The sequence below is a fragment of the Achromobacter sp. 01N37 genome (assembly GCF_056399725.1).
On sequence record NZ_JBFTRX010000010.1, the window covers coordinates 141,811 to 165,828 of the forward strand.

The following is a 24,018-nucleotide window of genomic DNA, read 5'->3' on the forward strand; positions in this document are numbered from 1 at the left end:
GCGAGGGGTAAGCGGATGCCGCTAGCGCGCCTGAACAAAGCCCAGAGGCAAGCCGGCGTCGGGCGTCATGCCGTACAGCGGCTCGCCGGGCAAGCCGGCGACCAGCGGCTGACGCGCCGCGATGATTTTTTCCAGGTCGATGCCGGTGCGCACGCCCATGGCCTCGAACATGAAGACGAGGTCTTCGGTGACGACATTGCCGGACGCGCCTGGCGCGTAGGGGCAGCCGCCCAAACCACCCAGCGAACTGTCGAACGTGCGCACCCCTTCGTCCCAGGCGGCCAGGCAATTGGCCAGGCCCAGCCCGCGCGTGTTGTGCATGTGCGCGGCGCCCGCCTTCGACCCGATTTCAGTGCGCAAGCGCCGGAACAGCCGGCGCACCTGCGCCGGGTTGGCATGGCCGACGGTGTCCGACAAGCCTGATTCATCGGCCCCCGCTTCCACGCACATCACCGCCAGCCGAATCACCTCGTCTTCCGGCACCAAACCTTGCAGCGTGCAGCCGAAGGCGGTGGAAATGCCGGCCTCAAGCTTTACGCCGGGCGCGATGTCGTCACGCAGTGCGGCAATGGCGCGCACGGTGTCCACCATGTCTTCCGGGGTTTTCCTCACGTTGGCCAGCGAATGCGCGCGGCTGGCGGAGACGGGCATCGTCAGCTTGTGCACGCCGGCCCGCAGCGCGGCCTCGGCGCCACGAAGATTGGGCACCAGCGCCATCACCGTCACACCCGGAATGCGCGCGGCATAGGCCACAACTTCAGCCGCGTCGGCCATTTGGGGCAGCAAGCGCGCCGGCACAAACGACGCCACTTCAATTTCGCGCACGCCGGCGGCGGCCAGCGCATCGATCCAGCGGAACTTGTCAGCGGTGGGCATCGTGGCCTTCACCGATTGCAGCCCGTCGCGCGGGCCGACTTCACTGATCAGGACGTCGGTGTCGCTTGCGGCGGAATTCGCCATGGCGTGAGTCTCCGTTAAATTCTATCTTATAGAACGATGTTCTTTCTAATAGAATTAAACGCCAAACCAAAAATTGCTGTCAAGCGCGATTTAGCGGGAGTGATGGCGCCGCCTTTGCCTACAATGGCGCGCAGCCGTTCTGAAGGATGGAACCTGCCGCCACAATTCAAGGAACCCTATGCCGCGTAAAGCCGCCACCGAATCCGTTGCCGATGCCGATGCCGCCCAAGGCGGCGTGGCGGCCGTTGACCGCGCCTTGAGCCTGATGGCCGTCTTCACCCCCACCGACCGCACGTTGTCCTTGGGTGAACTGGCCGAACGCACGCGGCTGTACAAAAGCACCGTGTTGCGTCTGCTGGCATCGCTGGAACACGCGCAATGGATTCAGCGCCTGGACGACGGCCGCTATGCGCTCGGCCCCGAAGTCGCCCGCCTGCACGGCATCTACTCGGCGTCGTTTTCGTTGGAGCACATCGTCGTGCCGGTGCTGCGCGAATTGGTCGCGGCCACTGGCGAAAGCGCGGCGTATCACGTGCGCCAGGGCGACGCGCGCCTGTGCCTGTACCGCGTCGATTCCCCGCACCCGGTGCGCGACCACATCCGCGCGGGCGACCTGCTGCCCTTGGAACGCGGCAGCGGCGGACGCGTGCTGACGGCCTATGACGACATCCTGGGCAATGCGCCCGGCCCCGAGCAAGCGCTTTACGCGCGCATCCGCCAGGATGGCTACTTTGCCGCCATGGGAGACCGGCTGAACGAAGTGGCGGGCATCTCAGCGCCCGTGTTCCTGCTGTCGGGCGGCATCGCGGCGGCCGTGACGCTGACCGCGCCCGCGCACCGCTACAACCCCGACCACCTGAGCCACGTGCTGAACGCCGCGCGGCGCCTGACCGGCCGGGTGGGCTGAACACTACGCCGAGCCTTTGCCCCCCGCTTGATCCTGCGCAAGGCGACCCGTCACCCCTTGCTCTAGCCTCTGTCCACTTGACCAGAGGAAAGACTCATCATGACGTGGTTCAAATCACTCAAACTCGCCGGACGCGACTTGCTGCCCATTGTTCAGGGCGGCATGGGCGTTGGCGTTTCCGCTCATCGTCTGGCCGGCGCGGTCGCCAGCCAGAACGCGGTGGGCACCATCGCCAGCATCGATTTGCGCCATCACCACCCCGATTTGCTTGAGCAAACCGACAAATGCAATGACCGCGACCTGATCGACCGCGTCAACCTGGAAGCCCTGGACCGCGAAGTCCGCGCCGCGCTGGACACGGCGCAAGGCCGGGGTCTAGTCGCCGTGAACGTCATGAAGGCCGTGCGCGGGCACCCCGCGCTGGTGCGCCAGGCCTGCGAAAGCGGCGCGCAGGCCATCGTGATGGGTGCGGGCTTGCCGATGGATCTGCCCGAAATGACGGCGGATTTTCCGAAGGTGGCGCTGGTGCCGATTCTGTCGGAAGCCCGCGGCGTGGCCGTCGTGCTGAAGAAATGGATGAAAAAAGGCCGGTTGGCCGATGCCGTGGTCATTGAGCACCCCGGCTATGCGGGCGGCCATCTGGGCGCGGCGCGGCTGGATGACATCCACGACGAACGCTTCGATTTCCAGCGCGTGCTGGCCGAATGCCATGCCTTGTTCAACGAGCTGCAACTGGGCCAGGACGCGCCTCGCCTGATCGTGGCGGGTGGTGTCGGCAGCCATGATCAAGTGCGCCATTGGCTGGCCAACGGCGCCGACGGCGTGCAAGTGGGCACCGCCTTTGCCGTCACGCATGAAGGCGATGCGCACGAGAATTTCAAGCGCGTCTTGATCGATGCCGACCCGGCCGAGCTGGCGGAATTCACCAGCGTGGCAGGACTGCCGGCACGCGCCGTGGCCACGCCGTGGCTCACGCGCTATCTGCGCCAGGAAAAGACCCTGCAAGCCGGCACGCGCTGCGATCCCCGGCGTTGCAGCCAGCGCATGGACTGCCTGACGCAATGCGGGTTGCGCGATGGCCTGTCACGCTTCGGCCAATTCTGCATCGACTTGAAGCTGGCCGCCGCCCTGCGTGGCGAAGTCAGCCGTGGTCTGTTCTTCCGCGGCGCATCGAAGCTGCCGTTTGGCAACGCGATGCGTTCGGTGCGTGAACTGATGGACTATCTGCTGCACGGGCAGATGCCCGCCACGGCGTGATGGCCGATTAGCAACAGCGCCGAAACAACCACCGGAAGGCACCGCAAGACTTGACCGCCCCGCCCTACCGCGCCGCCGACAGATCAAACTGGAACACGGCGCCGGGTTCGGGGCGTTCCACCAGCCGGATCTCGCTTTGATGCAGCTGCAAAATACGCTGCACAATCACCAGCCCCAAGCCGCCGCCATCGCGCGGCCCCCGGTTCAGCGCCGACGCACGCGTGAACAGGCCACTACGCAATTCCGGCGGAATACCCGTGCCGGAATCACTGACCTGCACCTGCACGCGGTTCTGCGCCACGCCCAGCTGCAATTCGATCCGGCCGCCCGGCGGACTATGCCGGATGGCGTTGTCCAACAGATTCGTCAGCACCCGTTCGATCAGCCCTAAGTCCGCGCGCACCAGCGGCAGGGCCTGCGGGATATCGGTGGTTAGATGCTGCTGACGCGCTTCGGCCGCCAGCTCGAATTTTTGAAACACGTCCTGCACCAATTCCGGCAATGAAAACGTCTCGGGCTCCAGCCGCACCAGCCCCGATTCCAGCCGCGCCAGCTCAAACAATTCCTGCGCCAGCCGGCCCACCTTGCGGCTTTGCGCCAGCGCGATGTCCAGATACCGGCGGCGTTCGCCTGCGTCCAGCGTTTCGTCTTTCAGCCGCAGCGTTTCCAGATAGCCGTGCAAAGACGTCAGCGGTGTGCGCAGGTCATGCGAGATATTGGCCACCAGATCGCGCCGCTGCTGATCTTGCCGCGTCAGTTCGCGCCATTGATCTGAAATGCGCCGGCCCATCTGAACGAAGCTACGCCGCAGCAACGATATTTCATCGCCGCTATTATCTTGCGCATCACCCGGTTGCTCCAACGCCGCCAGCGCCTGGCCGTCATCGCCATCAAACGCCTTGACCGCCCGCGTCAGCCCGCGCAACGGCCGCGTGATCAGCGCAAACGCGGTCAAGCCCGCCACCAACCCCAACAAGGCCACCAGCGCAATCGACCACAGCGTGGTGCGCAACACGGAACTGCGCGATACCGCCATCGCCAACGCGTCGTGCGCCTGGCCTTGCAGCACCACATAGACATAGCCCTTGTCTTGCCCGCCCACGCGGACCGGTGCGGCGCTGAAGACCTTTTGCGCGTCCACGTTGCGCGGGTCATCGCCCACAATCGGCAGCATGCCGCCTGACAACAGCTGTTTGATGGGCGCCAGATCGACACGATCACGTTTGATCTGGCCGGCCGGCGCGGCATCACCCACGATTCGGCCATCGTTGGACAACAGATACACCTCAACCGCCGGGTTCACCGCCATCAGCATGTCGAACAGCGAGCGCACGGCATCCGGTTTCCAGCCGTTGGCGTCCATCAATTCGGTGGTGCCGGCAATGTGCTGCGCCAACCCGATAGACAAGCGCTGCGCCACCTCTTGTTCGTAGCGCGAATTGGCGGCGATCTGCAACCATGCCGACGCGCCGCAGCACGCCAGCAACAGCAGCGCGAACACCGCCGACAAGCGCTGGGTCAATGTTGTGCGTTTCATGTTGCGGCTCCCGCGCCGCCCGGGTCCGCCGCAAACTTGTAGCCCCTGCCCCAGACGGTCAGGATGCGCTGCGGGTTGGACGGGTCGGCTTCGATCTTCGTGCGCAGCCGATTGATGTGGGTGTTGACGGTGTGCTCATAGCCTTCATGTTGATAGCCCCACACATGATTCAGCAAATCCATGCGCGAGAACACCTTGTCGGGATGGCGCGCAAAGAAATGCAGCAGATCAAACTCGCGCGGCGTCAGGTCGAGCCGGCGGTCGTCGATGTCGACCGTGCGCGCGATGGGGTCAATGGACACGCCATGCACCGCCAGGCTGCCGGCGTCGATGCGCGCGTTGCGCTCCACGGCGTCGCTGCGGCGCAGCAGCGCCCGTACACGCGCCACCAGCTCCAGCATGGAAAACGGCTTGGCCAGGTAATCATCCGCGCCCAGCTCCAGCCCCAGTATGCGATGCACCTCGCTGGACCGGGCGCTGGTGATGATGATGGGCGTGTAACGCGCCATGGCGCGGGCGCGTTTGCAGATTTCCAGGCCATCGATGCCGGGCAGCATCAGGTCGAGCACCAGCGCGTCCCAGCTGCCCTCTTCCAGCCGCCGCATGCCTTCGTTGCCATCGGCGGCGTGTTCCACCGCATAGCCTTCGTCGCGCAAGTGCAAGCGCAGCAATTCGGCAATGTGGGCATCGTCTTCAACAATCAGCACGCGTCGGGGCGTATCCATGGGGGGAGCTCGGGCCAGTTCAGTACTGCCATTGTCGCCAATACGGGGCGGCGGAGTTATCACAATTATTTTAAGTTTGCGTGAGGACTTGGATATCGGCCCCGGGGAAGAATGGCTCCAACAAGCAAACGCCCCCCGGAGACCCGCCATGATGGCAAGCCCCRCAACCCCCAATACCCCGGCCGCCCCGCGCGCCGCCGGCGTCATTCACCCCGGCTGGTTGCGGGTGATGCATTGGATCAACGCGCTGGCCGTCGTGATCATGGTGATGAGCGGCTGGCGTATTTATAACGCCGCCCCCTTCTTCAACTTCGTGTTTCCCAAAGACATCACGCTGGGCGGCTGGCTGGGCGGCGCGCTGCAATGGCACTTTGCCGGCATGTGGCTGCTGTTCGCCAACGGCCTGCTCTACTTGGCCTTGAACGTAGGCACCGGCCGGCTGTTCCGCAAGTTCTTCCCCGTCAGCCCCCGTGGCGTCGCCGCCGACCTGGGCGCGGCGCTGCACGGCAAGCTCTCGCACAACGACCTGCGCCATTACAACCAGGTGCAGAAACTGGCCTACCTGTTTGTCATCGTCGACATCGTGGTGCTGGTGCTGTCCGGCCTGGTGCTGTGGAAGTCGGTGCAATTCGACCTGCTGCGCGAGCTCTTGGGCGGCTATGAATTTGCACGCCGCATCCACTTCTTTGCGATGGCGCTGCTGGTGGCTTTCGTGGCCGTGCACCTGGTGATGGTGGCGCTGGTGCCGCGCAGCCTGATCGCAATGATCCGCGGCAAATAAGGAGCCTGACGTGAGCCAGAAAAGACGTTTGTCGCTGTTGGGCCTGGATGGCGGCGCCATCCTGAAAGAAGCCAAGAACCTGTTGACCAAGCGGGTTGAACAACCCTCGCGCCGCACCTTCCTGCGCAACAGCCTGACCTTGGGCGGGCTGGCGATGCTGTCCGGGTGTTCGCTGTCGGATGACGAAAACGTCGAAAAAGCGCTATCCACCGTGTCGCGCTTTAACGACCGCGTGCAGGGCTGGCTGTTCGACCCCAACAAGCTTGCACCGACGTATCCCGAATCCATGATCACGCGGCCGTTTCCATTCAACGCCTATTACGGCATTGACGAGGTTCGCCACGTCGACGAGGAATCGTTCAGGCTGGAAGTGACCGGCATGGTCGCCGACAAGCGCCAATGGCGCCTGGAGGAACTGCGCGCCATGGCCCAGATCGACCAGGTCACCCGCCACATCTGCGTGGAAGGCTGGAGCGCCATCGGCAAATGGGGCGGCGTGCCCTTCTCCACGTTCCTGAAACGCGTGGGCGCCGACCTGACCGCCAAGTACGTGGGCTTCAAGTGCGCTGACGACTACTACACCAGCATCGACATGCCGACCGCGCTGCACCCGCAGACGATCCTGGCGCTGACCTATGACGGCAAGACCTTGCCCCCCGAGTACGGCTTCCCCATGAAGCTGCGCATGCCTACCAAGCTTGGCTACAAAAACCCCAAGCACATACAGGCGATCTTTGTCACCAACACCTACCCAGGCGGTTACTGGGAGGACCAGGGCTACAACTGGTTCGGCGGAAGCTAGGTGGAAATTCCAATAGTCCCTCTCCCTCAAAGGAACGCATCATGAAGACTCTTACCACTGCCGCTTTTTCCCTGTGCCTGGCCTTTGGCGCCGTGACCGCTCATGCCGCCGACACCATGGGCAAAGACAATATGGCCAAGGATTCCATGTCCAAAGACAGCATGTCGAAAGACGGCATGTCCAAGGGGGGAATGACGAAGGACGGGATGGCCAAGGATGGCATGGCGAAAGATGGCATGGCCAAGGACGGTATGTCGAAAGATGGAATGTCGAAAGATGGAATGTCCAAGAGCGGCATGTCCAAGGATGGCATGTCGCACGACGGGATGAAGAAGGATTCCATGTCGAAGGACGGCATGGGCAAGGACGACATGAAGAAGTAAGGCTGCGCTTTTCAGCCCGAACAATCGCCGGCACGCGGGGCGACAGCATTCGCCCGCCCCGCCGCCCGCCTCCGCCACGTTTAACGGAGCCCCGCCATGACATTGAATCGCAGACACTTCCTGAGCCTGGGCGGCGTTGCGGCCCTGGCCGCCGGCATGGCCCCCTTGCTTGCCGCACGCAGCGCGCCGCCCAAAGCGGCCGCCTCGTTTCCCTACACGCTGACCGACGCCGAATGGCGCACCCGCCTGACGCCCGCGCAATTCGATGTGCTGCGCCGCGAAGGCACCGAACGCCCCTACACCAGCCCGCTGAACGACGAGCACCGCACAGGCACGTTCTCGTGCGCGGGTTGCGAACAGCGCCTGTTTGCATCCAACACCAAATTCGACAGCGGCACCGGCTGGCCCAGCTTCTGGCAGCCGCTGGCCGCCGCCGTGGGTGAAACCCGCGACAGCAGCTTTGGCATGGTCCGCACCGCCGTCCACTGCGCCAACTGCGGCGGCCACTTGGGCCACGTCTTCGACGACGGCCCCCGCCCGACCGGCCTGCGCTACTGCATGAACGGCGTGGCCATGACGTTCGCCCCGCAAGCCTGATCCTAAACGCCTATTTTCAGGACCGACTCATCATGACATTCAGCATCCGCAACCTCTGCGCCAGCCTGGCCGCCGCCACAGGCCTGCTGGGCGCAGCCGCCACGCAAGCCGCCGAGTCCGCCTTCATCATCCCGCCGCCCGCGGTCGATCAAGCGAATGACGCCACCGCCCAGCAAAAAGCCGTGATCGCAGGCGGGTGCTTCTGGGGCGTGCAAGCCGTGTTCCAACACGTCAAGGGCGTATCCGGCGCCGTGTCCGGCTACGCAGGCGGCAAAGCAAACACCGCCAACTACGACACCGTCAGCAGCGGCCGCAGCGGCCACGCCGAAGCCGTCGAAATCACCTACGACCCCAAGCAGATCAGCTACGGTCAACTGCTGCAAATCTATTTTTCCGTGGCGCATGACCCCACCCAGCTGAACCGCCAAGGCCCCGACAGCGGCACGCAATACCGCTCAACGGTGTTCCCCGCCAACGACGACCAGCGCAAAGTGGCCGAAGCGTATATCGCGCAGTTGAACAAAACCGGTGTGTACCCCAAGGCGCTGGCCACCACGGTGGAACCGCTGCAAGCGTTCTATCCCGCCGAGGGCTATCACCAGGACTATCTGGTGCGCCATCCCAACAGCATGTACATCGTGGTGAACGACATTCCCAAGGTGGAGAACCTGGCGAAAACGTTTCCCGACAAGTGGCGGGACAAGCCGGTGCTGGTGAACTGACAACGCGGAATTAATCCACTCCTTGTGCGCCGGCTGAGCCGGCGCTTTCCCTTTCTTGACCCGAGGCCGTCACCGGCGCTCCGGCCACCAGATATCGGGTACGCGATTCAAGGCGGGCCTAGCGAACAGATACCCCTGAAACCGCTCTACGCCAGCGGCTTGCAGCCAGCACCACTCCTCCACTGACTCAACGCCTTCCGCTACCGGCGTAATGCCCATTGCCTTGCATGCCTGGATGATGGCAAGCACGATGGCTTGCCGTGGCCCATCGGTATGGATGTCTTGGATGATCTTGCGGTCGATCTTGAGCTTGTCCGGCTGAAACTCCGCCAGAAGCGACAGCCCCGCGTATCCCGCGCCGAAATCATCAATCGCCACGCCGATGCCCGCAATGCGCAATTGCTTGATGGCGCCTCTGAACGAGCCTAAGCACGAAATGGCCTCCTGCTCGGTCACCTCTACGAACACCTGGCTGGGCGATAGGCCGCTCGCCAATATTTGATCAACCAGCAGGTCCACGGCATTGGGGATGGCAATCAACGACATCGGGAACAGGTTGACCGAAATCTTGATGTGTTGCTGACCGAGCCGATGCGCCAGTTGAAAGGCGCGTGCTTTGGACTCAAGGTCGGTCTGATAAAGCAGCTCAGTGGGAAGCGATGAAAAAAGCTGCTCAGGCGATCCGCCGGACGGGCCGCGGATAAGAAATTCGAATGAGGTGATGTTGCGCCGCATCGGATCGACAATCGGCTGAAGCGCAAATTGATAGTGGTTTCCGTGCGCCGGTTCCTCACCATCGCGATGACTGGGGTAAGCGACTGGCGCGAAGGTCCATTCTGATGCGGGATCGCCTTCGACGATGTGCGCAATCCCGCGGGCGTTCACGTACATCAAGAGGATCTTGATCACCCGATCGTCACTACTGGCAAGATGCGCCCTGACTTTCATCTTGGCAAGAATCGCCTTCCGGGGCTCCTCCGAAGCGTCTCGCAGGTCGATCAACGCCATCGCATCGCCATCGAATCGACGATCTGGTGCATCGTCTCGCAAAAGATGGACCACGTTGATGTGCCTGGGATCGCGTTTTATGACTTCAAACAGTGCATCGACGGCATCGTGAGGGCCTTCCAGCAGTTGCACGAAATGCACGCCATCGAAAAGCAAAATTCCCGTAATCGAAGCCGCGGCGTTCCGTTCTTGAGCGTTCTGCATTAACCGGCTGAGGTCATTCGCTTGAAGCGGCGTCGCGACGCGGCTGCGATAGATCAAGGTTGAGAGCATGGGCGTCCTCCCTTACATCGATTGAGACGGTTTTATGCCAAAAGCCTATCACGGCCGGATAAGCCCGCTCTTGCACGACCTTGCCGTCGCATCGGGAGCCAAATGCCCCCAGCCCGCACGGGGGCTTTACCGCATGAAAAAAGCCGCGCTCATATTATGCAAGCCAGATCTTGTTTAATAGAGGCGCCCTGTTGATTCCGTTTACCGCCATTTGGTTGTTCCTGGCCGTTCAGGCTGTCGGCTTGGCGCTGTGGCTCACGCTTGCCGCACTGAACAATAGTCGTGATTTTGTAGGGTCCGCCGCAGCCGTCGGCGCAACGATGGCCATGCTGCCGTTGAAAGAGCCGCCCCGCATTCCCACGCCCTTGCTCAGCCGCGCCGTTTCCGCGCCCTATGCGCATCGGGCGGCCCTCGGTGTGTTGCTGTTGATCCAAACCATAGGCGCCGCACTGGCCTGGGCGGGTTGCTACCTGTTGTTGATTCAGGGGGACCTAGACTCCGCACGGCCTTGGCTGAATGGCGCGCTCGCCGCCATGTCTGCCTGCCTCTTCGCCATGCATCTTGCCGGCTTGTGGTTTGGATACTGGATTCGCCAAGACACGCTGCAACTGACCCATGTCGCCCTGCTGCTCTGGACCGGAATTGCGTTCCTGAGCTTGAATCTGATTCAGTGAAGCGCCCGTGCCTGAAAACGCGAAATAATGGCGATCTAGGTTTATGGACGGCAAGCCCGCCGTCCCCAACGGAGAGGCGTCATGTTTGATCACCTTGGTTTCGGCGTGAGCGATATGGATGAAAGCCGCAAGTTCTTTCTTCAGGCGCTGGCCCCGCTGGGCGTGGGCCTGGCCATGGAAGGCCCCAACAGCGTCGGCTTGGGCCGGCAAGGCAAGCCATCAATGTGGCTGTACGCCACATCCGCCGTGACGCCGCCCTTGCATATCGCCATTGCCGCCCACGCCCGAGCTGACGTAGACGCGTTCTACCAAGCCGCTATCGCCGCGGGCGGAAAGGACAACGGCCCCCCAGGCTTGCGCCCGCACTACCACCCCCACTACTACGCCGCGTTCGTCCTCGGCCCCGATGGCCACAACGTGGAAGCCGTGTGCCATCAGCCAGAGTGAATCAGGAAGGCGCAGAGGTCGATGTTAAAGACGTTGACGTGTCGTTGAGCGTTGCGGCCAGTGTCAACATTTCGACTGCCGCGAAGCCATCCACGCCTTCGCGTCCTGGCCGATCTGATGGGCCAACGCAGCAATCAAGCGCTGCTGCGCCTGCACTAACGCGGGATAACCGGCGGCGGCAGGTTGCTCAAAACGTCCTTGGCAAACCAGCGTGGCGCCGCCCGCGTCACGCGCATCCCGCAAGGTCCAGCCCGCTTCAAGCTGCACGCGTTTTCCTGGCCATGCATCAAAGCGGCGGACCTGAAGTTTCACTTTGATCACCTGCGCATCGCTTGGCCACGACAAGCCGGCGACGTCCTGGGTGCCCAAGCCATCGGCCAGCTGCGCGGACAGCGCATTGCGTATCTCTTCGTCCAGCGGCCCCAGCCAGCGTTCGTCATCCAGGACGGCGAGCATGCCGCTGTCGTCTTGTCTGACGACGAGTGTGGGTTGGTTCAGATACTCCGGCACCGTCACAGGCAACACGTCGACCAGGAAGCGCGCGGGCGCCGCCTCGCGCCGGACATCGACCTGTGCGCTTAGCAAGGTGTAATAGCGTACCGGCGCAGAAGTGGTGCAAGCCGCCAGGCCCAGGGTCAGAACAAACAGGCTGAATCGAATAGACCGAGTCATCGCGGAAGCGTCTCCATCGTGCTTGCGGGCGGCGTGCTGGACGCCTCGAACGTGGCGTTCTTGGGGCGGCCTCGCACCAGCGCCTCGGGGTTTCGGCTCAACAGGTCGGTCAATGTCCGCACTGAACGAGCGGCGCGCTGAATTTCCTGAAGGGTTTGTCCCAGGCTTTGTCGCAACGTCGCGTCCTCGGCCAGCATGCCGTGGGCGGCGCCAATGGTTTGTTGCGCTTGGCGCAGGGTCTGTGTGGCCTGTGGCAGAACCAGGCCGTTCACTTGCAGCAGCGCTTTGTTCAGGTTGGCAAACGACGCATCAAGATTGCGCGCGATGCTGTCCAGGGGCATTTTGTCAATCTTGCCCACGATGTTGGCGACGCGCTCTTGCAATTGATCGAACGTGCCACTGACCGTGGGCAGCGTGATCGGACGCCGTTGCGAATCGAATACCACCTTTGGCGTGTTGGGTATGAAGTCCAAGGCGATATAAAGCTGGCCGGTCAGCAAGTTTCCCGTCCTGGCCTGCGCCCGCAAACCGTGGGCCACCATTTCTTGCAGCAGGCGTACCAGCCTGTCTTCCTCGGTCCCGTCGGACGGCGGCATTTTTTCCATGATTTCATTGAGCCGCTGCGGATACACCACGATGCCGACTTTGGATTGGAAGCGCCGCCTGTCGGGATCGTAATCCGGCTTGATCGAGATGACCTTGCCCAGGTCCATGCCATCGAACTGCACGGGCGCCCCAATGGCCAGCCCCCGCAGGGATTGCTCGAAGACCAGATAAGCGGTTTGCGATGGCCCGTCAGGCGGCGCCAGCGCCGCCTGCTGATCCTTGGCCAGTTCGTACGTGGCATCCGCCTGGGCGGGTTCACCGGTCAGCCCCAAGGCCGTGCCGAAAGACACGCCCCCGGCCAGGATGGTGGCAATAGACTGGGTTTGCAGCTTGAACCCGTCTGCGCCAAGCGAAACATCCACGCCGCTGGCGTTCCAGAAGCGCGTCGCCGTGGTGACAAAGCGGTCATAAGGCGCATTGACGAAGAGCCGCAGGGCGACCGCCTTGCCATCGTCGCCCAACTGATAGGACGCAACACGACCAACCTGAATGCGTCGGTAATAGACAGGAGACCCCACATCCAGCGAGCCGAGATCTTCGGTATGCAGAATGAACGATCGGCCAGGCGTGTCGCCTATCACAGTGGGCGGACTTTCCAGGCCAGTGAACTCTTTTGCAGGCTCCGTTGATTGCCCGCGATCCACGCCGATGTATGCCCCCGACAGCAACGTATCCACGCCGGAAACCCCATCAATGCCGATGCGCGGGCGCACCACCCAGAACCGCGAGCCTTCGCGCGCCAGGCTGGCCGCATCCTTGTCCAGCGCCACCGTTGCCACCACACGGGAACCGTCTTCGCTAAGGCTGATTGCCGTCACCGTGCCCACATTCACGTCCTTGTATTTCACAAGGGTCTTGCCCTCTTCCAAACCGGCGGCAGTACGAAACGTAATCGTGATGACCGGGCCTTCAGTGACCCAGGTTTGCACCAGCATGGAAAGGCCGACCAACGCGGCGATCAGGGGGACCAGCCAGACAAGCGAGATCCGCCACGTTCTGCGGGGGATCACCGTGGGCGCATCCAGCCCGTGAAGATCCTTGGAAGATTCAATCATTCAACACCACCATTGATTTCACCATCCCAGATATGCCTGGGGTCGAACGACATGGCTGCGAGCATGGTGAAAATCACGACCATGCCGAAGAAAAGGATGCCGACACGCGGCGATATATCGGTAAGGCCTTGGAATTGCACCAAGGCAGCCACCACCGCCACCACCAGCACATCCAACATGGACCAGTACCCCACAAACTCAACCAAGCGGTACAACTTGGCGCGCTCACGTGTCGCCCATCGGCTACGCCGCTGTGAGGTGACGAGCAACAGCCCAAGAATCAGGAATTTCGCGCAAGGCACCGCCACGCTCGCAATGAAAATAACGAACGCGATGCCATAGGAGCCCGATGTCCAGAACTCCACGGCCCCCTCCATGATGGTGCTGCTGCTGCCCCTGCCCAGCAGACTGGAATGCATGACCGGCAGCACATTGGCGGGGATGTAGCAGATGATGGCGGCCACAAGCAGCGCCCACGCGCGAGCAAACCCGTTGGGACGCCGTTGATGCAGCGTTGCGCCGCAGCGAGGGCATTGAACGTCTCGCCCGGGCGTGTCCACGCGTTCGCAAACCAGCCCGCATGTGTGGCAGCCCACTACCGACAAATCGCTTGCAAATGGCGTCCTGCTCACGCCGCGCCGCCACGTCGCAATGCCGATTCATCTTCGGTCTGATCCCACAGCGCAGACAGGTCTCGGTGAGCAATCACCGTCAGCAATACCATCAGGGCGGCAGTCGCCCAGACGCCTGCGCCAAGCGTCACGTCCACAAGACTCACCAGCTTGATGATCGCCACCAGAATCCCAAAAATGGCCACCTCGACCATGCTCCAGGGACGCAAGATCGCCAGCGCCCTCAACGCCCGGGAAAAGCCCGGCGCGCGACGGCCAACCCGCGCATAGCTCAGCACCCATGTCAGCAAGGCGATCTGGGCAAGCGGCACCAAGATCATCACTAAGCCTGCAACGATGGCAAGGGGCGCCACGCTTCCTTGGGCCAAGGCCCATGCGAATTCCCACAACGTTGCCTGCCGGTGCGTGCCATTCAGGCTGATGCGGACGATGGGGCAAATGTTTGCGATCAGAAATACGACAGCTGTCGCCATGGTCAATGCCAGCCATCGGTCCGCATCCAGCGGGTTGGCGCGCTCAAGCACGGCGTCGCATCGACGGCAACGCGCGACCTCGCCTGCCGCCAGCGTGCAACGCCGGTACACGCTGTCGCAATGCTCGCAGGCCACCAGGTGTGGATAAATGTTCATATCGTTGGCGGCATAACGCTGCGCCGGCTGCTGCTGCTGCTGCGGCTGCTGCTGCTGCTGCGGCTGCGGCAGCGGTTGCTGCGATTGCCTTGCGCAGGCCTGCCCATGAAAGCCGTCTGACGCAGACGCCGGGCCTCAGGGGCGGATATGGGTAATCTTCGAGCCCTCAAGCCCCATACCCGCCATCAACCCTTGTGCGCCGAAGGGCACGGCAAACACTTCCTGAGACAAGGTTGTCGTCGACAAGGTGGAAGCGATGGATTTATCCCAAGCCACCAGGCTGGGGCCACTGCCCAACGCCCAGCCGTCACTCTTCTCCAGATAGTTCAGCGACTTCTGGTTCATGAAGAAAAGCGCATAGCCAAAGGTCTGGGCGCCGGCTTGAAGCCCCAAGGACACCGCAGAGATTTCGTAGTAACCGATAGGCTCCTTGCCCTTGAACAAGGCGCCTTGCCCATGCTCGCCGCCCACCACGAAGCCCGCTTTATAGATCTTGGGAAAAACCAAGACGGCCACCGCTTTGTCGCCCAGTTCTTTCGTGCTGGGTTCGACTGCGTAAAGGTGCTTCAGCGCATTGGCGGATTCATTGCGAATCGCGAGTGCAGAATCGGCGAAGGCCACGCCTGGTGGCAGCAGCAAGGCGGCGAACGCTAGCAAGGCCGACCGCAGGCAACGCGCAAACGGGCGTCGAAAAGATTTCAGCTTTTTATGACTTGCCATGAACTTGGAAAACCCTGATTTGGTTGTACGCGCGCTCCGCCAACGATGTGTGTGCGTGGCTGGCCGTAGCGCGACGTACTCTATACGTACGTCTCAGGGCAAGCTTGCCATTTGATGCCAACCAAGGGCTTCAAACACCCGAATACATGACCCGGCCCGCGGTGGGCATCGGGGCGCGCAGGATGGACCCTGACTCGGACTCGGTGATGTATAGCGTTTTGCGGTCCGGGCCGCCGAAGGCAACATTGGTCGTCAATGCCCCGAGCGGCGAATTGATGCGCAACATGGGCTCGCCCCGGTTGCTGAACAACCAGACCGCGCCCAGCCCCACATGCGCCACGGCCAGATTGCCGTCTTCATCGATGGCCAGGCCGTCCGGCCCGCCGCCGCCAGACATCTGGATGAAGGTTCCGACTTTGGTCACCTGCCCCTCGCGAGTGAGCGGGACGCGCCAGATGGCATTTGCCCGCGTTACCGCCACATAGAGCACCGACTCGCTGGGGTCCAGCACCAGACCGTTGGGGCTGGGGATATTGTCCAACAGGCAATCGACACGGCCGTCGGCCCGACGCCGGAATACCCGGCCGGTCTGGTCGTGCCAGCCGGTCAGCCCTTGATCGGTGAAATACAGATCGCCGTTAGACGCGAACACCAGGTCGTTCACCGCCTTCAGACGCTCAAGGTGCACCCGTTCAAGCACGGGCGTTGCCTTGCCCGTTTCGGGATCAAGCTGCATGATGCCGCGCGCATAGTCCGCAATGAAGATGCGCCCGTCCCGGTGGATCTTCAGGCCATTGGGTTCGCCGTCGTATTCGGCGATCAATTCGAACCCGCCCTGCGCGTCCACCCGGAACACGCGGCCCCAAGGCACATCCACGCAATACAGACGCCCTTGTGCGTCAAAAGACGGACCCTCCAGCAGGGAATGAGGCGGCTGGTTTCCCGGCTGGTAGCGATGCCACTCGGACGTGCCTTCCGGCTTGCGGAAGGCGTCGGGCAGGCGGGCAAAGACTTCGGCTTGAATGGCAGGCGGTGCGGCGTACATGGTTTCCCGGCAACTGGTTGATGACTGGTGGACGGCAACGATTTCTACGCGGGCCGCTCAAGAAATGCGGTCGGTCGTGCCAACGAACTCCAGGGGGCAATAGAAGCCGCCATGGAACTGGGCGGCGATGGGGTCCTCGGGTACGTTCTGGGCGAGTATTTCCGCGGCGAAAACTTCGGAGTCGTCTTGCGGCTCGTACCCCAGGAATTTGACGTTGGAGTTGTCCCACCGGTTGCGCAGGTTGTTCGATGCGCCATAGACCACAACGAAGTGATAGGACTCGTGCTCGATGCAGCGGCGCGCCAACTGCGCCATGTCCCGGTGGCTGAGCCAGGTCAGGAGCTGGCGTGCTTCGCTTGGGCGGTCGGGCGTGCGGAATGTGCCGATGCGCAGGCAGGCAATCGACATGCCGTACTTGTCGGCATACATCCTGCCCAGGGCCTCGCCAAACACTTTCGAGACGCCGTACAGCGAGTCCGGCCGGGGTTCCACAGTGTTGTCCAGAAATTTTTCCCTGCGGTGGTACCCCACGGCATGGTTCGAACTGGCGAAAATGACGCGCGGCACGTGTTGGCGGCGAGCCGCCTCGAACACGTTGTAGCAGCCGTCGATGTTCATCGGCAGAATCTTGTCCCAGGTGTCCACGCCGGGAATCCCGGCCAGGTGGACGACGCAATCGATGCCCTCCATGCAGCGCGCAACCGAATCCATGTCGCGCACATCGATCGTGCAGATTTCCTCGCCCGCTTGCGCGGGTTCCTGTTCGGCAATATCGGCCAGGCGCAGCAAGGCATAGCGGCCGCGCAGATGTGCGCGCAGGCATTTGCCTATGTTCCCTGCCGCGCCCGTGATCAGCACCCGCAGGTTTTCAGGTTGGTTGAAATGAGTCATCGGCTTTCCTGTTTTTTCCGGCGGGGCGGAGTCATGGATCATTTTTTGGTGTTGGCTTTGGCTTCGATCACGGCGTCATAGAGCGCCTGGCCGCCTGGCGCATCGCCGACCAGCTTTTTCACCACGGGCCGGGTTGCCTGCACCAAGGAGTCAATGTCGCTCGGATGAACCACCGTGACGCCCTTTGCCGCCATGGTCTTCATCCCGTCGTCGTAGACCTTCTTGTAATAGTCGCGGGCATAGGCCATGGCTTCATCGGCAGACTCCTTCACGATTTTCCGGTCGTTCTCGGAAAGGGAATCCCAACGCGTCTTCGACATGACCAGCAGCGCCGGATGGATATTGATGTGCGTCATGTTGAAGTACTTGGACACCTCGATGAACTTGTCCGACACGAATTGATCCGGGGTGGTCTCGCCGYCGTCGATCACCTTCTGCTGCAGCGCCAGGTACAGCTCGGAATACGCCATCGGGGTGGCCTGTGCGCCCAGGGTCTTGTAGCTTTCGACGTATCCCGGCGACTGGATAACGCGGATTTTCATGCCTTTCAAGTCGCCAGCGGAATTGATGGCACGGTTGCCAAAGACGTTGCGTTCAATGGCGGAAAACCAGCCCAGGCCGACAAGGCCATACTTGGGAAGGATGGCCATGAACTTGTCGCCAACGGGTCCGGCCAGGATCTCATTGGCCTGCTGGACGTTGTCGAACAGAAACGGTGTGTCAAAAACCAGGAACTCTTTCACCACATTGTTCAGGGCAGGTTGCCCGGTAACAAACAGGTCCGTCGCGCCGGCCACGGCGCCTTGAATCATCGTGAGTTCCCCGCCCAACTGTGAGTGCGGGAACACCGTGACGTTGATCTTGCCGTTCGATTTCTCTTTGAGGATATCGGCAAATTTCTGCGTGCCGACGTGGAACGGGCTGTCCGTGGTCAGTGTGTGCCCCACATCCATGTTCAATGCATGAGTGGGCGCCGACAGCAGCAACAGGCTGATGGCTCCCGTACCAATGATCTTCTTGAGCATGCTCATTTTTGTCTCCTGGGTGACTTCCAGATTTATGATTTTTTTAGTTCGCACCGGGCGGCGGCCCGGTGCTGCTGCCTACAGAAACGCGGTACTGAGGATTGGCACGTACGAAATGATCATGATGTCCACGACCAACACCGCCAGGAAGAGGACCAGGTAGCGGGCCAACTGATGCATCTTCAGCTGGGCAACCTCGCACACCACGAACAGATTCACGCCCACTGGCGGCGTCACCATTCCAACTGCCAGGTTGGTGATCACGATCATGCCGAAATGAATCGGGTCGATGCCGAAGGCCACGCTGATGGGCGCCAGGATCGGCACAATGATCAGGATTGCCGCCAGCGCTTCGATGAACATGCCAACGACGAACAACATGACGTTCACCAGCAGCAGGAAAACGATGGGGTTGGTGGTCATCGAACCCAGCATGGCGGCAACGCGCTGCGGCACCTGGTTGATGGTCAGCAGGTAGGCAAACACCGCGGCAAAAGCGACGATCAGCAAGATGATCGCGGACATCACCGCGGCCCGGCCGAAGATGGTGGGCAAATTCTTGAGGGTGATTTCCTTGTAGACGAACATCCCCAGCGCCAGGCCGTAGAGCACCGCAACGCAGGATGCCTCGGTAGGCGTGAACAAGCCGCCATAGATGCCGCCGAGAATAATGACGGGCATCATCAGCGCCAACATCGCGTCCCGCAAGGCCGTCAGCACGCCAGTTGTCCAGTCCTTCAGGCTCATCACACGCACGGCGTCAAAGCCTTTGATGCTGGCGATCACGCAAACCGTCAGGATCAGCGACAAGGCAATCAAGAGCCCCGGCAGAATGCCCGCGATAAACAGCGCACCGACCGAGACATTTGCCGTCAGCGCATAGACGACCATGGGAATGGAAGGCGGGATGATGGCCCCCAGTTCCCCGGACGACGCCGCAATCGATGCGGCGAAGGCTCGTGGATAGCCCTTTTTCTCCATTTCGGGGATCAGCACCGAGCCAATTGCCGCAGTGGTTGCGGACGACGACCCGGACACGGTGGCAAACAGCAAGGACGTGAGCACGGCGACGGCGCCCAAGCCGCCTCGAATCCAGCCGACGAACGCATTGGCCAACTGAACCAGCCTTCGCGCCACGCCGCCCGACTGCATGAGATGGCCCGCAAGAATGAAGAATGGCACGGCCATCAGGCTGAATGAATCCAGCGCCTGGAAGGCCATCTGCACCACCATCAGTAGCGACCGGTCACCCGATTGCAATGCCATCGCCGCAGATAGCCCCAGCGCGGTCATGATCGGCGCGCCGATCAGCATGATCAGAAAAAACGACAAGCCAAGCACGAGAATCATATTGCCCCCTCGACACTGTTCTTGATTTCCATGGCCTCTTCCATTTCCGCTGATTCACGTTGTGGCGATTCCACATTCAGCAGCTCTTTGGCCGCATTGGTGAGGGTGTTCGCACACATGAGCAGGCAGCCGATCGCCATACATGCATAGACATAGGCCATGGGCATTTCCATCGCGGGCGACCATTGCTTCATGCCCAGTTCAATCAGCCGTGTGGATTTCCATACCAGCAGCACCGCCAGCGCCAGGGTCAGCAGATGGGACACAAACCGCAGCCAGCGGGCAAGCCGCTCGGGGACCAGGCTGGCAAAGACGTCGACCCCGATCAGGCGCAGGTGGTAGGCGGCCACCGCGCCGCCAATGAAGACGCTTCCGACCATCAGGAAGCGCGCGAGCTCTTCGGCCCATGGCGTGGACACCGAGATGCCGGTGTAGGTGTAAAGCAGCCGGGCTAAAACAGAAATGGAAACGGCAACGATCATGCCGAAGAGAAAAAGCCCGGCGACTTTTTCTGCGGCGTTGTTGATGGACTCCATGGTTCGTTGCACCGCCCGGAACGTGCTGTGGGATGCAGAGTGTTCGTTCATCGTGCCTCCCCGTGTTGCTTGTCTTGTCTCATCACCTCTCCCCTTTGTTTTTGGCAGGGAACTGCATTGCAGATTTTTATTGTTGGCGTCGTTTATGAATTCCGCGCTTGCTGGATATGGGGTGTCAGTGGGCCACCTCTTCATCCGCCAGAATTCGCGCGGCTTTCAGCAGTGCCGTTTCGTAACGTTTCTGTTCGACCGCCACTTGCTCGGGCGTCCATTGGTAGAAGCCGCGCAACGAGGGCGATTTCACGCCGATGTCGCCGTTGGCGACCAGTTTGCGCATGTAGGCGCTGGGCTCCTGGTCGGTACGCAAGTACGGATACATCGTCGTCGCCGCCGCGCAATGGATGTCGATACCCGCCAGATCTTTTTGCAGCAGCGGGCCGGCCGCGATGTACCGAAAGCCGAACCCATAGCGCACGGCAGCGTCTACGTCTTGCGCCGAGGCGAAGCCCTCTTCGACGAGAGCGATTGCCTCGCGCATCAGCGCATGCTGAATACGGTTGGCCAGAAAACCCGGGATATCGCGCTTGACGCGGATCGGCTTTTTGCCGACCGCCAGCATGATGGCGCTGACGTCATCGGCGGTCGAYGCATCGGACGCCTCGCTGCAAACCACCTCCACCGCCGGCACAAGATGGGCGGGCATGAAAAAGTGCAGCCCGAGCATCCGGCTCTGGGTCGCCAGGCCTTTCGCGATCTGGCTGATGGGAAAGCTCGATGAATTGCTGGTCAGTGGAATCGGGGCTGGGCACAGCGTTTCAAGTTCGGCAAAGACTGCCTGCTTGAGTGCGAGATCCTCGAATACGCATTCAATGACGATATCGACATCGGCCCAGTCCACATGGATCAGCGCACTATGAATGGATGGCGGTGATTGACGCCCATCGGCGCCAAGCGCCTGCGCGGCAGCTTCCACTTTTCCGGGCAAGGCAAGCCGCGCCGCCGCATCCGACTCGACAACATGGACGCGCCACCCCGCCACATTGAACATGGCGGCCACCGCGCAACCCATGGTTCCACCGCCCACCACCACCACTTTTTTGATGCTGCTCATCGCTTGTTCCTGGTTAGGTGCCTGGTCAACTGCTGCACCACAATTTACAGAGGCGGTAGCGATTGGTAAAATTCAAAGAAACGAATAGAGTTTTCAAAAATATCAATAGTTCGTCAGTTGGCGTGCCAACACGGAGACTGGTAATGCTGGGTGATCTCAAGCAGTTGCGCGCCTTCCTCGCGATCGCCCGCCTGGGAAACTTCACCCGGGCCGCCTACGAACTGCACATCTCCCAGTCGGCGCTGACCATCCAGATCCAGCAGCTTGAAAAGCACTTGCGCACGGAACTGTTCGACCGCAATCGCAGAAGCGTGACGCTGACGCCGCATGGCCAGGAACTGTTCCCGCGAATCGAACGCTTAGTCGCTGAAATTGAAGACCTGGTCACCCATGCCCGAGAGGCAACCGATCCCGACCGTGGCACCGTGACGGTGGCGGCCCTGCCGTCGGTGGCTGCGGGCCTATTGCCCCGTGCGATTCATCGGCTGAATCGCGACTACCCCCGCATTACCGTCCGTATCCGAGACACCGTGGCCGCTCGCCTGACCTACATGATCCGAAACGGAGAGGTCGATTTTGGTGTTGGCAGCCCGGTTAAACGCGATCCGGAGCTGGTCTGGGAGAAGTTGATGACCGACCGCTTCTGCGCCTTTGTGGCGCCGGATTACCCGTGGACGAAGCGGAACTCGGTGAAATTCAAGGACCTGGCCGGCCCGCCGCTTATTCTGCCGGTCAGGGAAAGCAGCATCCGCATGCACATTGAGGCCGCGGCCGACAAGAACAAGATTTCGCTGCCCGCGGCATACGAGGCCGTCTATAACTCGACCATCACGGCGATGGCGGCGCAGGGGCTCGGGGTGGCCATCCTTTCAGAGCTGGTGGTGCGAGGAGACGACACCACGCGCCTGCGGCGCATTGCGATCGAAGATCCTCCGCTGTATCGATACATCGGCATCTTGCGGCGGGCGGGCCGCTCGCTGTCCAGACCGGCCGAGTTGCTCATCGGCGCGTTGCGGGAAGCGGCAAGTGCGGACTGATTCGCCGCATTGAACATCGCGTTTCAAGGGCGACTTGCTGTCGTGCTGTCGTCGCAATCATGCCCGCACCGTCTGCCGTCGTCGACATCCAGGGCAACCCGCTGAGTGATATTGCAGTCTGACTGCTTAATTTTCAGTCAGACACCTTAGTTCGCAGCGCCCTGCGCCCGCACGAGCGAATAGGCGATGTAGTACTTGTAGATGTTGCTGACATACTGAACGGTTTCCCGGCCGATGCGCTGGGCGGCGACGCGTTCCACGTTGTCGAACCACACGTTCGGGTCCAGTCCTTTTTCGGCAGCTTCCTTGCGCAGCTGACTGATCCGTCCGGGTCCGGCGTTATAGGCAGCAAACGCGAACAGGCCCTTGTTCAGTTCCGTCATGGGCTCTTTGGCGTAGTACTGGTCAATCATGAAACGGATGTATTTCACGCCGCCGTGAATGTTCTCTTCTTCTCGGCGGATGTCTCCCACGTCCAGGTCTTTGCCCGTGGCGGGCATGATCTGCATGACACCCACCGCGCCCACCGAACTCTTGGCCTGTTGATCCAGCCGCGACTCCTGATAGCCCTGCGCCATCATCAACAGCCAGTCAATGCTGTACTGATCGCTGTACTTGCGGAAGAACTCTGCCAACCGGTGGAATTTATCGATTTCCTTCGGGTCCGTCGCGCCCTCCACCCACTGAACGGACTTCAAGTACTTGGTCAGTTGCTGGTTGCCGAAAGACGTGCCAACGCGGTTCTTCTCCATGAAGGGATTCAGCGTGGCGGCCAGCTTGGGCGAACCCTTCCGGAAGGCGAAGGCGATGTCATTGCCCGTAGCCACTTCCAGGTTTTCATACACCCGTATCTGCGGAAATATCTGCTTCCAGAAATTCGCCAGATAGCGGTCCGACACGGTGTACTTCACCAAGTCAGCACTGACCATTTCCAGAATGTCGTCGGTTTCGAACACGCCAGGCGCATCGCGGACGATGGCGGGCTTCAAGCCCCTGGCTTCCAAATCCGTGTTCAGCTTTTTGACGCTGCCGTAATAGCTGCTGGCGGGGTTAATGAAGAGTTCCTGCCCGGCAAGGTCGTCCAGCGATGTCAACGCCGGCGCACCGGGCGCAGCGACGATGATTTCGGGCACGCCCTTTGCCAGGGGCGTACTGAAGTCCACTTGCTTCTGACGTTCTTCAGTCACCGTTAGATTGGCGGCGATGATGTCGCCTTTTCCTGCCAGCAAATCCGGGATCAGACGTTCTCGGGACGTGGGCAGAAAGACAACGTGAACCCGGACGTTCTTGTTCTTCAGTTGTCGGTTCAAGTCGTTATCGAACGCCGTCATCATTTCAGCAATGATGCCGCGCTGGGTGCCGCCCTGGTCCAGAAAATAAAGGGTTCTGTTGTAGGGCACCAGCACGCGGATCTGCCGGCGCTGAATCATCCCGTCCAGGTCGCCCGTCCAAGGCTTGATGTTATAGGCCAGCGTCAGGGGATCGGTCTTGGATGGCGGATCGGCCGCGTGGGACACGCCTGCGGATACGAAAGGCAAACATGCGGACAGCGCCAGCGCAATTAGACGGAACGACATGGCGCCTCCGAAGCGTGGGAACGATGAAGCTATCTCGTCAAGCAAACCCCAGGAATAAC

27 protein-coding genes are annotated in these 24,018 nt (G+C 61.5%); 11 read left to right on the forward strand and 16 right to left on the reverse strand.

The genetic code is table 11. The features are described 5' to 3' along the window. Window positions 1-21: 21 nt before the first annotated feature. A complete protein-coding gene (locus AC1DSJ_RS20730; protein ID WP_441372037.1) occupies window positions 22-960 on the reverse strand; it encodes a hydroxymethylglutaryl-CoA lyase in 939 nt (312 codons plus the stop codon). Between the two features lie 178 nt (window positions 961-1,138). Between AC1DSJ_RS20730 and AC1DSJ_RS20735 the strand changes: the two genes are divergently transcribed. Further along, on the forward strand, window positions 1,139-1,867 hold the full coding sequence (locus AC1DSJ_RS20735; RefSeq protein WP_054427990.1) for an IclR family transcriptional regulator: 729 nt from the start codon (window positions 1,139-1,141) through the stop codon (window positions 1,865-1,867). Window positions 1,868-1,966: 99 nt separating this feature from the next. Further along, window positions 1,967-3,124, forward strand: a complete 1,158-nt coding sequence (locus AC1DSJ_RS20740) for an NAD(P)H-dependent flavin oxidoreductase (protein WP_342065691.1) — start codon at window positions 1,967-1,969, stop codon at window positions 3,122-3,124. Between the two features lie 64 nt (window positions 3,125-3,188). On the opposite strand, the gene AC1DSJ_RS20745 is transcribed toward AC1DSJ_RS20740, so the two are convergent. Then, window positions 3,189-4,661, reverse strand: a complete 1,473-nt coding sequence (locus AC1DSJ_RS20745) for a sensor histidine kinase (protein WP_441372038.1) — start codon at window positions 4,659-4,661, stop codon at window positions 3,189-3,191. Then, window positions 4,658-5,386: a response regulator transcription factor gene (locus AC1DSJ_RS20750; protein ID WP_054427993.1), complete on the reverse strand. Its 729-nt coding sequence runs from the start codon at window positions 5,384-5,386 to the stop codon at window positions 4,658-4,660. Before AC1DSJ_RS20750 ends, AC1DSJ_RS20745 begins: the two co-directional genes overlap by 4 nt. A 148-nt stretch (window positions 5,387-5,534) precedes the next feature. On the opposite strand from AC1DSJ_RS20750, the gene AC1DSJ_RS20755 reads away from it, so the two are divergent. From AC1DSJ_RS20755 to msrA, 5 genes are all read left to right on the forward strand, one after another. Beyond that, window positions 5,535-6,167 (forward strand): cytochrome b/b6 domain-containing protein, encoded by a 633-nt coding sequence (locus AC1DSJ_RS20755; RefSeq protein ID WP_476760382.1) that lies wholly within the window; start codon window positions 5,535-5,537, stop codon window positions 6,165-6,167. Between the two features lie 10 nt (window positions 6,168-6,177). Then, window positions 6,178-6,969: a molybdopterin-binding protein gene (locus AC1DSJ_RS20760; protein WP_441372039.1), complete on the forward strand. Its 792-nt coding sequence runs from the start codon at window positions 6,178-6,180 to the stop codon at window positions 6,967-6,969. 41 nt (window positions 6,970-7,010) lie between these two features. Continuing rightward, on the forward strand, window positions 7,011-7,352 hold the full coding sequence (locus AC1DSJ_RS20765; protein ID WP_441372040.1) for a pentapeptide MXKDX repeat protein: 342 nt from the start codon (window positions 7,011-7,013) through the stop codon (window positions 7,350-7,352). A 96-nt stretch (window positions 7,353-7,448) separates the two neighbouring features. Further along, window positions 7,449-7,949, forward strand: a complete 501-nt coding sequence (msrB, locus tag AC1DSJ_RS20770; RefSeq protein WP_441372041.1) for a peptide-methionine (R)-S-oxide reductase MsrB — start codon at window positions 7,449-7,451, stop codon at window positions 7,947-7,949. 32 nt (window positions 7,950-7,981) lie between these two features. Then, on the forward strand, window positions 7,982-8,671 hold the full coding sequence (gene msrA / locus AC1DSJ_RS20775; RefSeq protein WP_441372042.1) for a peptide-methionine (S)-S-oxide reductase MsrA: 690 nt from the start codon (window positions 7,982-7,984) through the stop codon (window positions 8,669-8,671). A 69-nt stretch (window positions 8,672-8,740) separates the two neighbouring features. On the opposite strand, the gene AC1DSJ_RS20780 is transcribed toward msrA, so the two are convergent. Further along, window positions 8,741-9,952 (reverse strand): diguanylate phosphodiesterase, encoded by a 1,212-nt coding sequence (locus AC1DSJ_RS20780; protein ID WP_441372043.1) that lies wholly within the window; start codon window positions 9,950-9,952, stop codon window positions 8,741-8,743. Window positions 9,953-10,167: 215 nt separating this feature from the next. On the opposite strand from AC1DSJ_RS20780, the gene AC1DSJ_RS20785 reads away from it, so the two are divergent. Together AC1DSJ_RS20785 and AC1DSJ_RS20790 are read left to right on the forward strand one after the other, a co-directional pair. Then, window positions 10,168-10,626: a DUF2165 family protein gene (locus tag AC1DSJ_RS20785; protein WP_441372083.1), complete on the forward strand. Its 459-nt coding sequence runs from the start codon at window positions 10,168-10,170 to the stop codon at window positions 10,624-10,626. Window positions 10,627-10,707: 81 nt separating this feature from the next. Beyond that, window positions 10,708-11,073 carry a VOC family protein gene (locus tag AC1DSJ_RS20790; protein WP_054428000.1) on the forward strand — a complete coding sequence of 122 codons (366 nt, stop codon included), beginning with the start codon at window positions 10,708-10,710 and terminating at the stop codon, window positions 11,071-11,073. 63 nt (window positions 11,074-11,136) lie between these two features. On the opposite strand, the gene AC1DSJ_RS20795 is transcribed toward AC1DSJ_RS20790, so the two are convergent. From AC1DSJ_RS20795 to AC1DSJ_RS20810, 4 genes are read right to left on the reverse strand one after another with little or no spacing between them, the layout of a single operon-like run. Then, window positions 11,137-11,745, reverse strand: a complete 609-nt coding sequence (locus tag AC1DSJ_RS20795; RefSeq protein WP_441372044.1) for a PqiC family protein — start codon at window positions 11,743-11,745, stop codon at window positions 11,137-11,139. Continuing rightward, window positions 11,742-13,406, reverse strand: a complete 1,665-nt coding sequence (locus AC1DSJ_RS20800) for a PqiB family protein (protein ID WP_441372045.1) — start codon at window positions 13,404-13,406, stop codon at window positions 11,742-11,744. The genes AC1DSJ_RS20795 and AC1DSJ_RS20800 overlap by 4 nt, the downstream gene beginning before the upstream one ends. Continuing rightward, the gene (locus AC1DSJ_RS20805; protein ID WP_342065700.1) at window positions 13,403-14,038 is read right to left on the reverse strand and encodes a paraquat-inducible protein A; all 636 of its coding nucleotides are present in this window, start codon (window positions 14,036-14,038) and stop codon (window positions 13,403-13,405) included. The genes AC1DSJ_RS20800 and AC1DSJ_RS20805 overlap by 4 nt, the downstream gene beginning before the upstream one ends. Continuing rightward, window positions 14,035-14,562, reverse strand: a complete 528-nt coding sequence (locus AC1DSJ_RS20810) for a paraquat-inducible protein A (protein WP_441372046.1) — start codon at window positions 14,560-14,562, stop codon at window positions 14,035-14,037. Before AC1DSJ_RS20810 ends, AC1DSJ_RS20805 begins: the two co-directional genes overlap by 4 nt. A gap of 69 nt (window positions 14,563-14,631) precedes the next feature. Here AC1DSJ_RS20810 and AC1DSJ_RS20815 point away from each other — a divergent pair, with 69 nt between their 5' ends. After that, window positions 14,632-14,787: a hypothetical protein gene (locus AC1DSJ_RS20815; protein ID WP_441372047.1), complete on the forward strand. Its 156-nt coding sequence runs from the start codon at window positions 14,632-14,634 to the stop codon at window positions 14,785-14,787. Between the two features lie 15 nt (window positions 14,788-14,802). Here the strand turns inward: AC1DSJ_RS20815 and AC1DSJ_RS20820 are convergent, their stop codons facing one another. The 7 genes from AC1DSJ_RS20820 to AC1DSJ_RS20850 form a co-directional block, all read right to left on the reverse strand. Next, a complete protein-coding gene (locus AC1DSJ_RS20820; protein WP_175168528.1) occupies window positions 14,803-15,324 on the reverse strand; it encodes a lipid-binding SYLF domain-containing protein in 522 nt (173 codons plus the stop codon). A gap of 193 nt (window positions 15,325-15,517) precedes the next feature. Beyond that, window positions 15,518-16,432, reverse strand: a complete 915-nt coding sequence (locus tag AC1DSJ_RS20825; protein WP_441372048.1) for an SMP-30/gluconolactonase/LRE family protein — start codon at window positions 16,430-16,432, stop codon at window positions 15,518-15,520. A 57-nt stretch (window positions 16,433-16,489) separates the two neighbouring features. Next, complete coding sequence (locus AC1DSJ_RS20830; protein WP_441372049.1) at window positions 16,490-17,323, reverse strand: NAD-dependent epimerase/dehydratase family protein; 834 nt, start codon at window positions 17,321-17,323, stop codon at window positions 16,490-16,492. 38 nt (window positions 17,324-17,361) lie between these two features. Continuing rightward, window positions 17,362-18,354, reverse strand: a complete 993-nt coding sequence (locus tag AC1DSJ_RS20835; protein WP_476760383.1) for a TRAP transporter substrate-binding protein — start codon at window positions 18,352-18,354, stop codon at window positions 17,362-17,364. A 72-nt stretch (window positions 18,355-18,426) separates the two neighbouring features. Continuing rightward, window positions 18,427-19,698 (reverse strand): TRAP transporter large permease, encoded by a 1,272-nt coding sequence (locus AC1DSJ_RS20840; protein WP_342065705.1) that lies wholly within the window; start codon window positions 19,696-19,698, stop codon window positions 18,427-18,429. Further along, a complete protein-coding gene (locus tag AC1DSJ_RS20845; protein WP_054428010.1) occupies window positions 19,695-20,285 on the reverse strand; it encodes a TRAP transporter small permease in 591 nt (196 codons plus the stop codon). The genes AC1DSJ_RS20840 and AC1DSJ_RS20845 overlap by 4 nt, the downstream gene beginning before the upstream one ends. Before the next feature lie 124 nt (window positions 20,286-20,409). Further along, entirely contained in the window at window positions 20,410-21,345 is a 936-nt protein-coding gene (locus AC1DSJ_RS20850; protein WP_441372050.1) for a 3-hydroxyacyl-CoA dehydrogenase family protein, read from the reverse strand. A 143-nt stretch (window positions 21,346-21,488) separates the two neighbouring features. On the opposite strand from AC1DSJ_RS20850, the gene AC1DSJ_RS20855 reads away from it, so the two are divergent. Further along, window positions 21,489-22,382, forward strand: a complete 894-nt coding sequence (locus AC1DSJ_RS20855) for a LysR family transcriptional regulator (protein WP_054428012.1) — start codon at window positions 21,489-21,491, stop codon at window positions 22,380-22,382. Window positions 22,383-22,528: 146 nt separating this feature from the next. Here the strand turns inward: AC1DSJ_RS20855 and AC1DSJ_RS20860 are convergent, their stop codons facing one another. After that, window positions 22,529-23,959, reverse strand: coding sequence for an MltF family protein (locus tag AC1DSJ_RS20860; protein ID WP_175168522.1), 1,431 nt, complete (start codon window positions 23,957-23,959; stop codon window positions 22,529-22,531). Window positions 23,960-24,018 lie beyond the last annotated feature (59 nt).

What these genes read in the sequence shown, in the direction of transcription:
- AC1DSJ_RS20825 (WP_441372048.1), bottom strand. Translation starts at nt 16,432, where the DNA reads ATGTACGCCGCACCGCCTGCCATTCAAGCCGAAGTCTTTGCCCGCCTG.
- AC1DSJ_RS20735 (WP_054427990.1), top strand. Translation starts at nt 1,139, where the DNA reads ATGCCGCGTAAAGCCGCCACCGAATCCGTTGCCGATGCCGATGCCGCC.
- AC1DSJ_RS20740 (WP_342065691.1), top strand. Translation starts at nt 1,967, where the DNA reads ATGACGTGGTTCAAATCACTCAAACTCGCCGGACGCGACTTGCTGCCC.
- AC1DSJ_RS20750 (WP_054427993.1), bottom strand. Translation starts at nt 5,386, where the DNA reads ATGGATACGCCCCGACGCGTGCTGATTGTTGAAGACGATGCCCACATT.
- AC1DSJ_RS20790 (WP_054428000.1), top strand. Translation starts at nt 10,708, where the DNA reads ATGTTTGATCACCTTGGTTTCGGCGTGAGCGATATGGATGAAAGCCGC.
- AC1DSJ_RS20765 (WP_441372040.1), top strand. Translation starts at nt 7,011, where the DNA reads ATGAAGACTCTTACCACTGCCGCTTTTTCCCTGTGCCTGGCCTTTGGC.
- AC1DSJ_RS20780 (WP_441372043.1), bottom strand. Translation starts at nt 9,952, where the DNA reads ATGCTCTCAACCTTGATCTATCGCAGCCGCGTCGCGACGCCGCTTCAA.
- AC1DSJ_RS20800 (WP_441372045.1), bottom strand. Translation starts at nt 13,406, where the DNA reads ATGATTGAATCTTCCAAGGATCTTCACGGGCTGGATGCGCCCACGGTG.
- msrB (WP_441372041.1), top strand. Translation starts at nt 7,449, where the DNA reads ATGACATTGAATCGCAGACACTTCCTGAGCCTGGGCGGCGTTGCGGCC.
- AC1DSJ_RS20745 (WP_441372038.1), bottom strand. Translation starts at nt 4,661, where the DNA reads ATGAAACGCACAACATTGACCCAGCGCTTGTCGGCGGTGTTCGCGCTG.
- AC1DSJ_RS20860 (WP_175168522.1), bottom strand. Translation starts at nt 23,959, where the DNA reads ATGTCGTTCCGTCTAATTGCGCTGGCGCTGTCCGCATGTTTGCCTTTC.
- AC1DSJ_RS20815 (WP_441372047.1), top strand. Translation starts at nt 14,632, where the DNA reads ATGCTCGCAGGCCACCAGGTGTGGATAAATGTTCATATCGTTGGCGGC.
- AC1DSJ_RS20795 (WP_441372044.1), bottom strand. Translation starts at nt 11,745, where the DNA reads ATGACTCGGTCTATTCGATTCAGCCTGTTTGTTCTGACCCTGGGCCTG.
- AC1DSJ_RS20730 (WP_441372037.1), bottom strand. Translation starts at nt 960, where the DNA reads ATGGCGAATTCCGCCGCAAGCGACACCGACGTCCTGATCAGTGAAGTC.
- AC1DSJ_RS20830 (WP_441372049.1), bottom strand. Translation starts at nt 17,323, where the DNA reads ATGACTCATTTCAACCAACCTGAAAACCTGCGGGTGCTGATCACGGGC.
- AC1DSJ_RS20840 (WP_342065705.1), bottom strand. Translation starts at nt 19,698, where the DNA reads ATGATTCTCGTGCTTGGCTTGTCGTTTTTTCTGATCATGCTGATCGGC.
- msrA (WP_441372042.1), top strand. Translation starts at nt 7,982, where the DNA reads ATGACATTCAGCATCCGCAACCTCTGCGCCAGCCTGGCCGCCGCCACA.
- AC1DSJ_RS20855 (WP_054428012.1), top strand. Translation starts at nt 21,489, where the DNA reads ATGCTGGGTGATCTCAAGCAGTTGCGCGCCTTCCTCGCGATCGCCCGC.
- AC1DSJ_RS20845 (WP_054428010.1), bottom strand. Translation starts at nt 20,285, where the DNA reads ATGAACGAACACTCTGCATCCCACAGCACGTTCCGGGCGGTGCAACGA.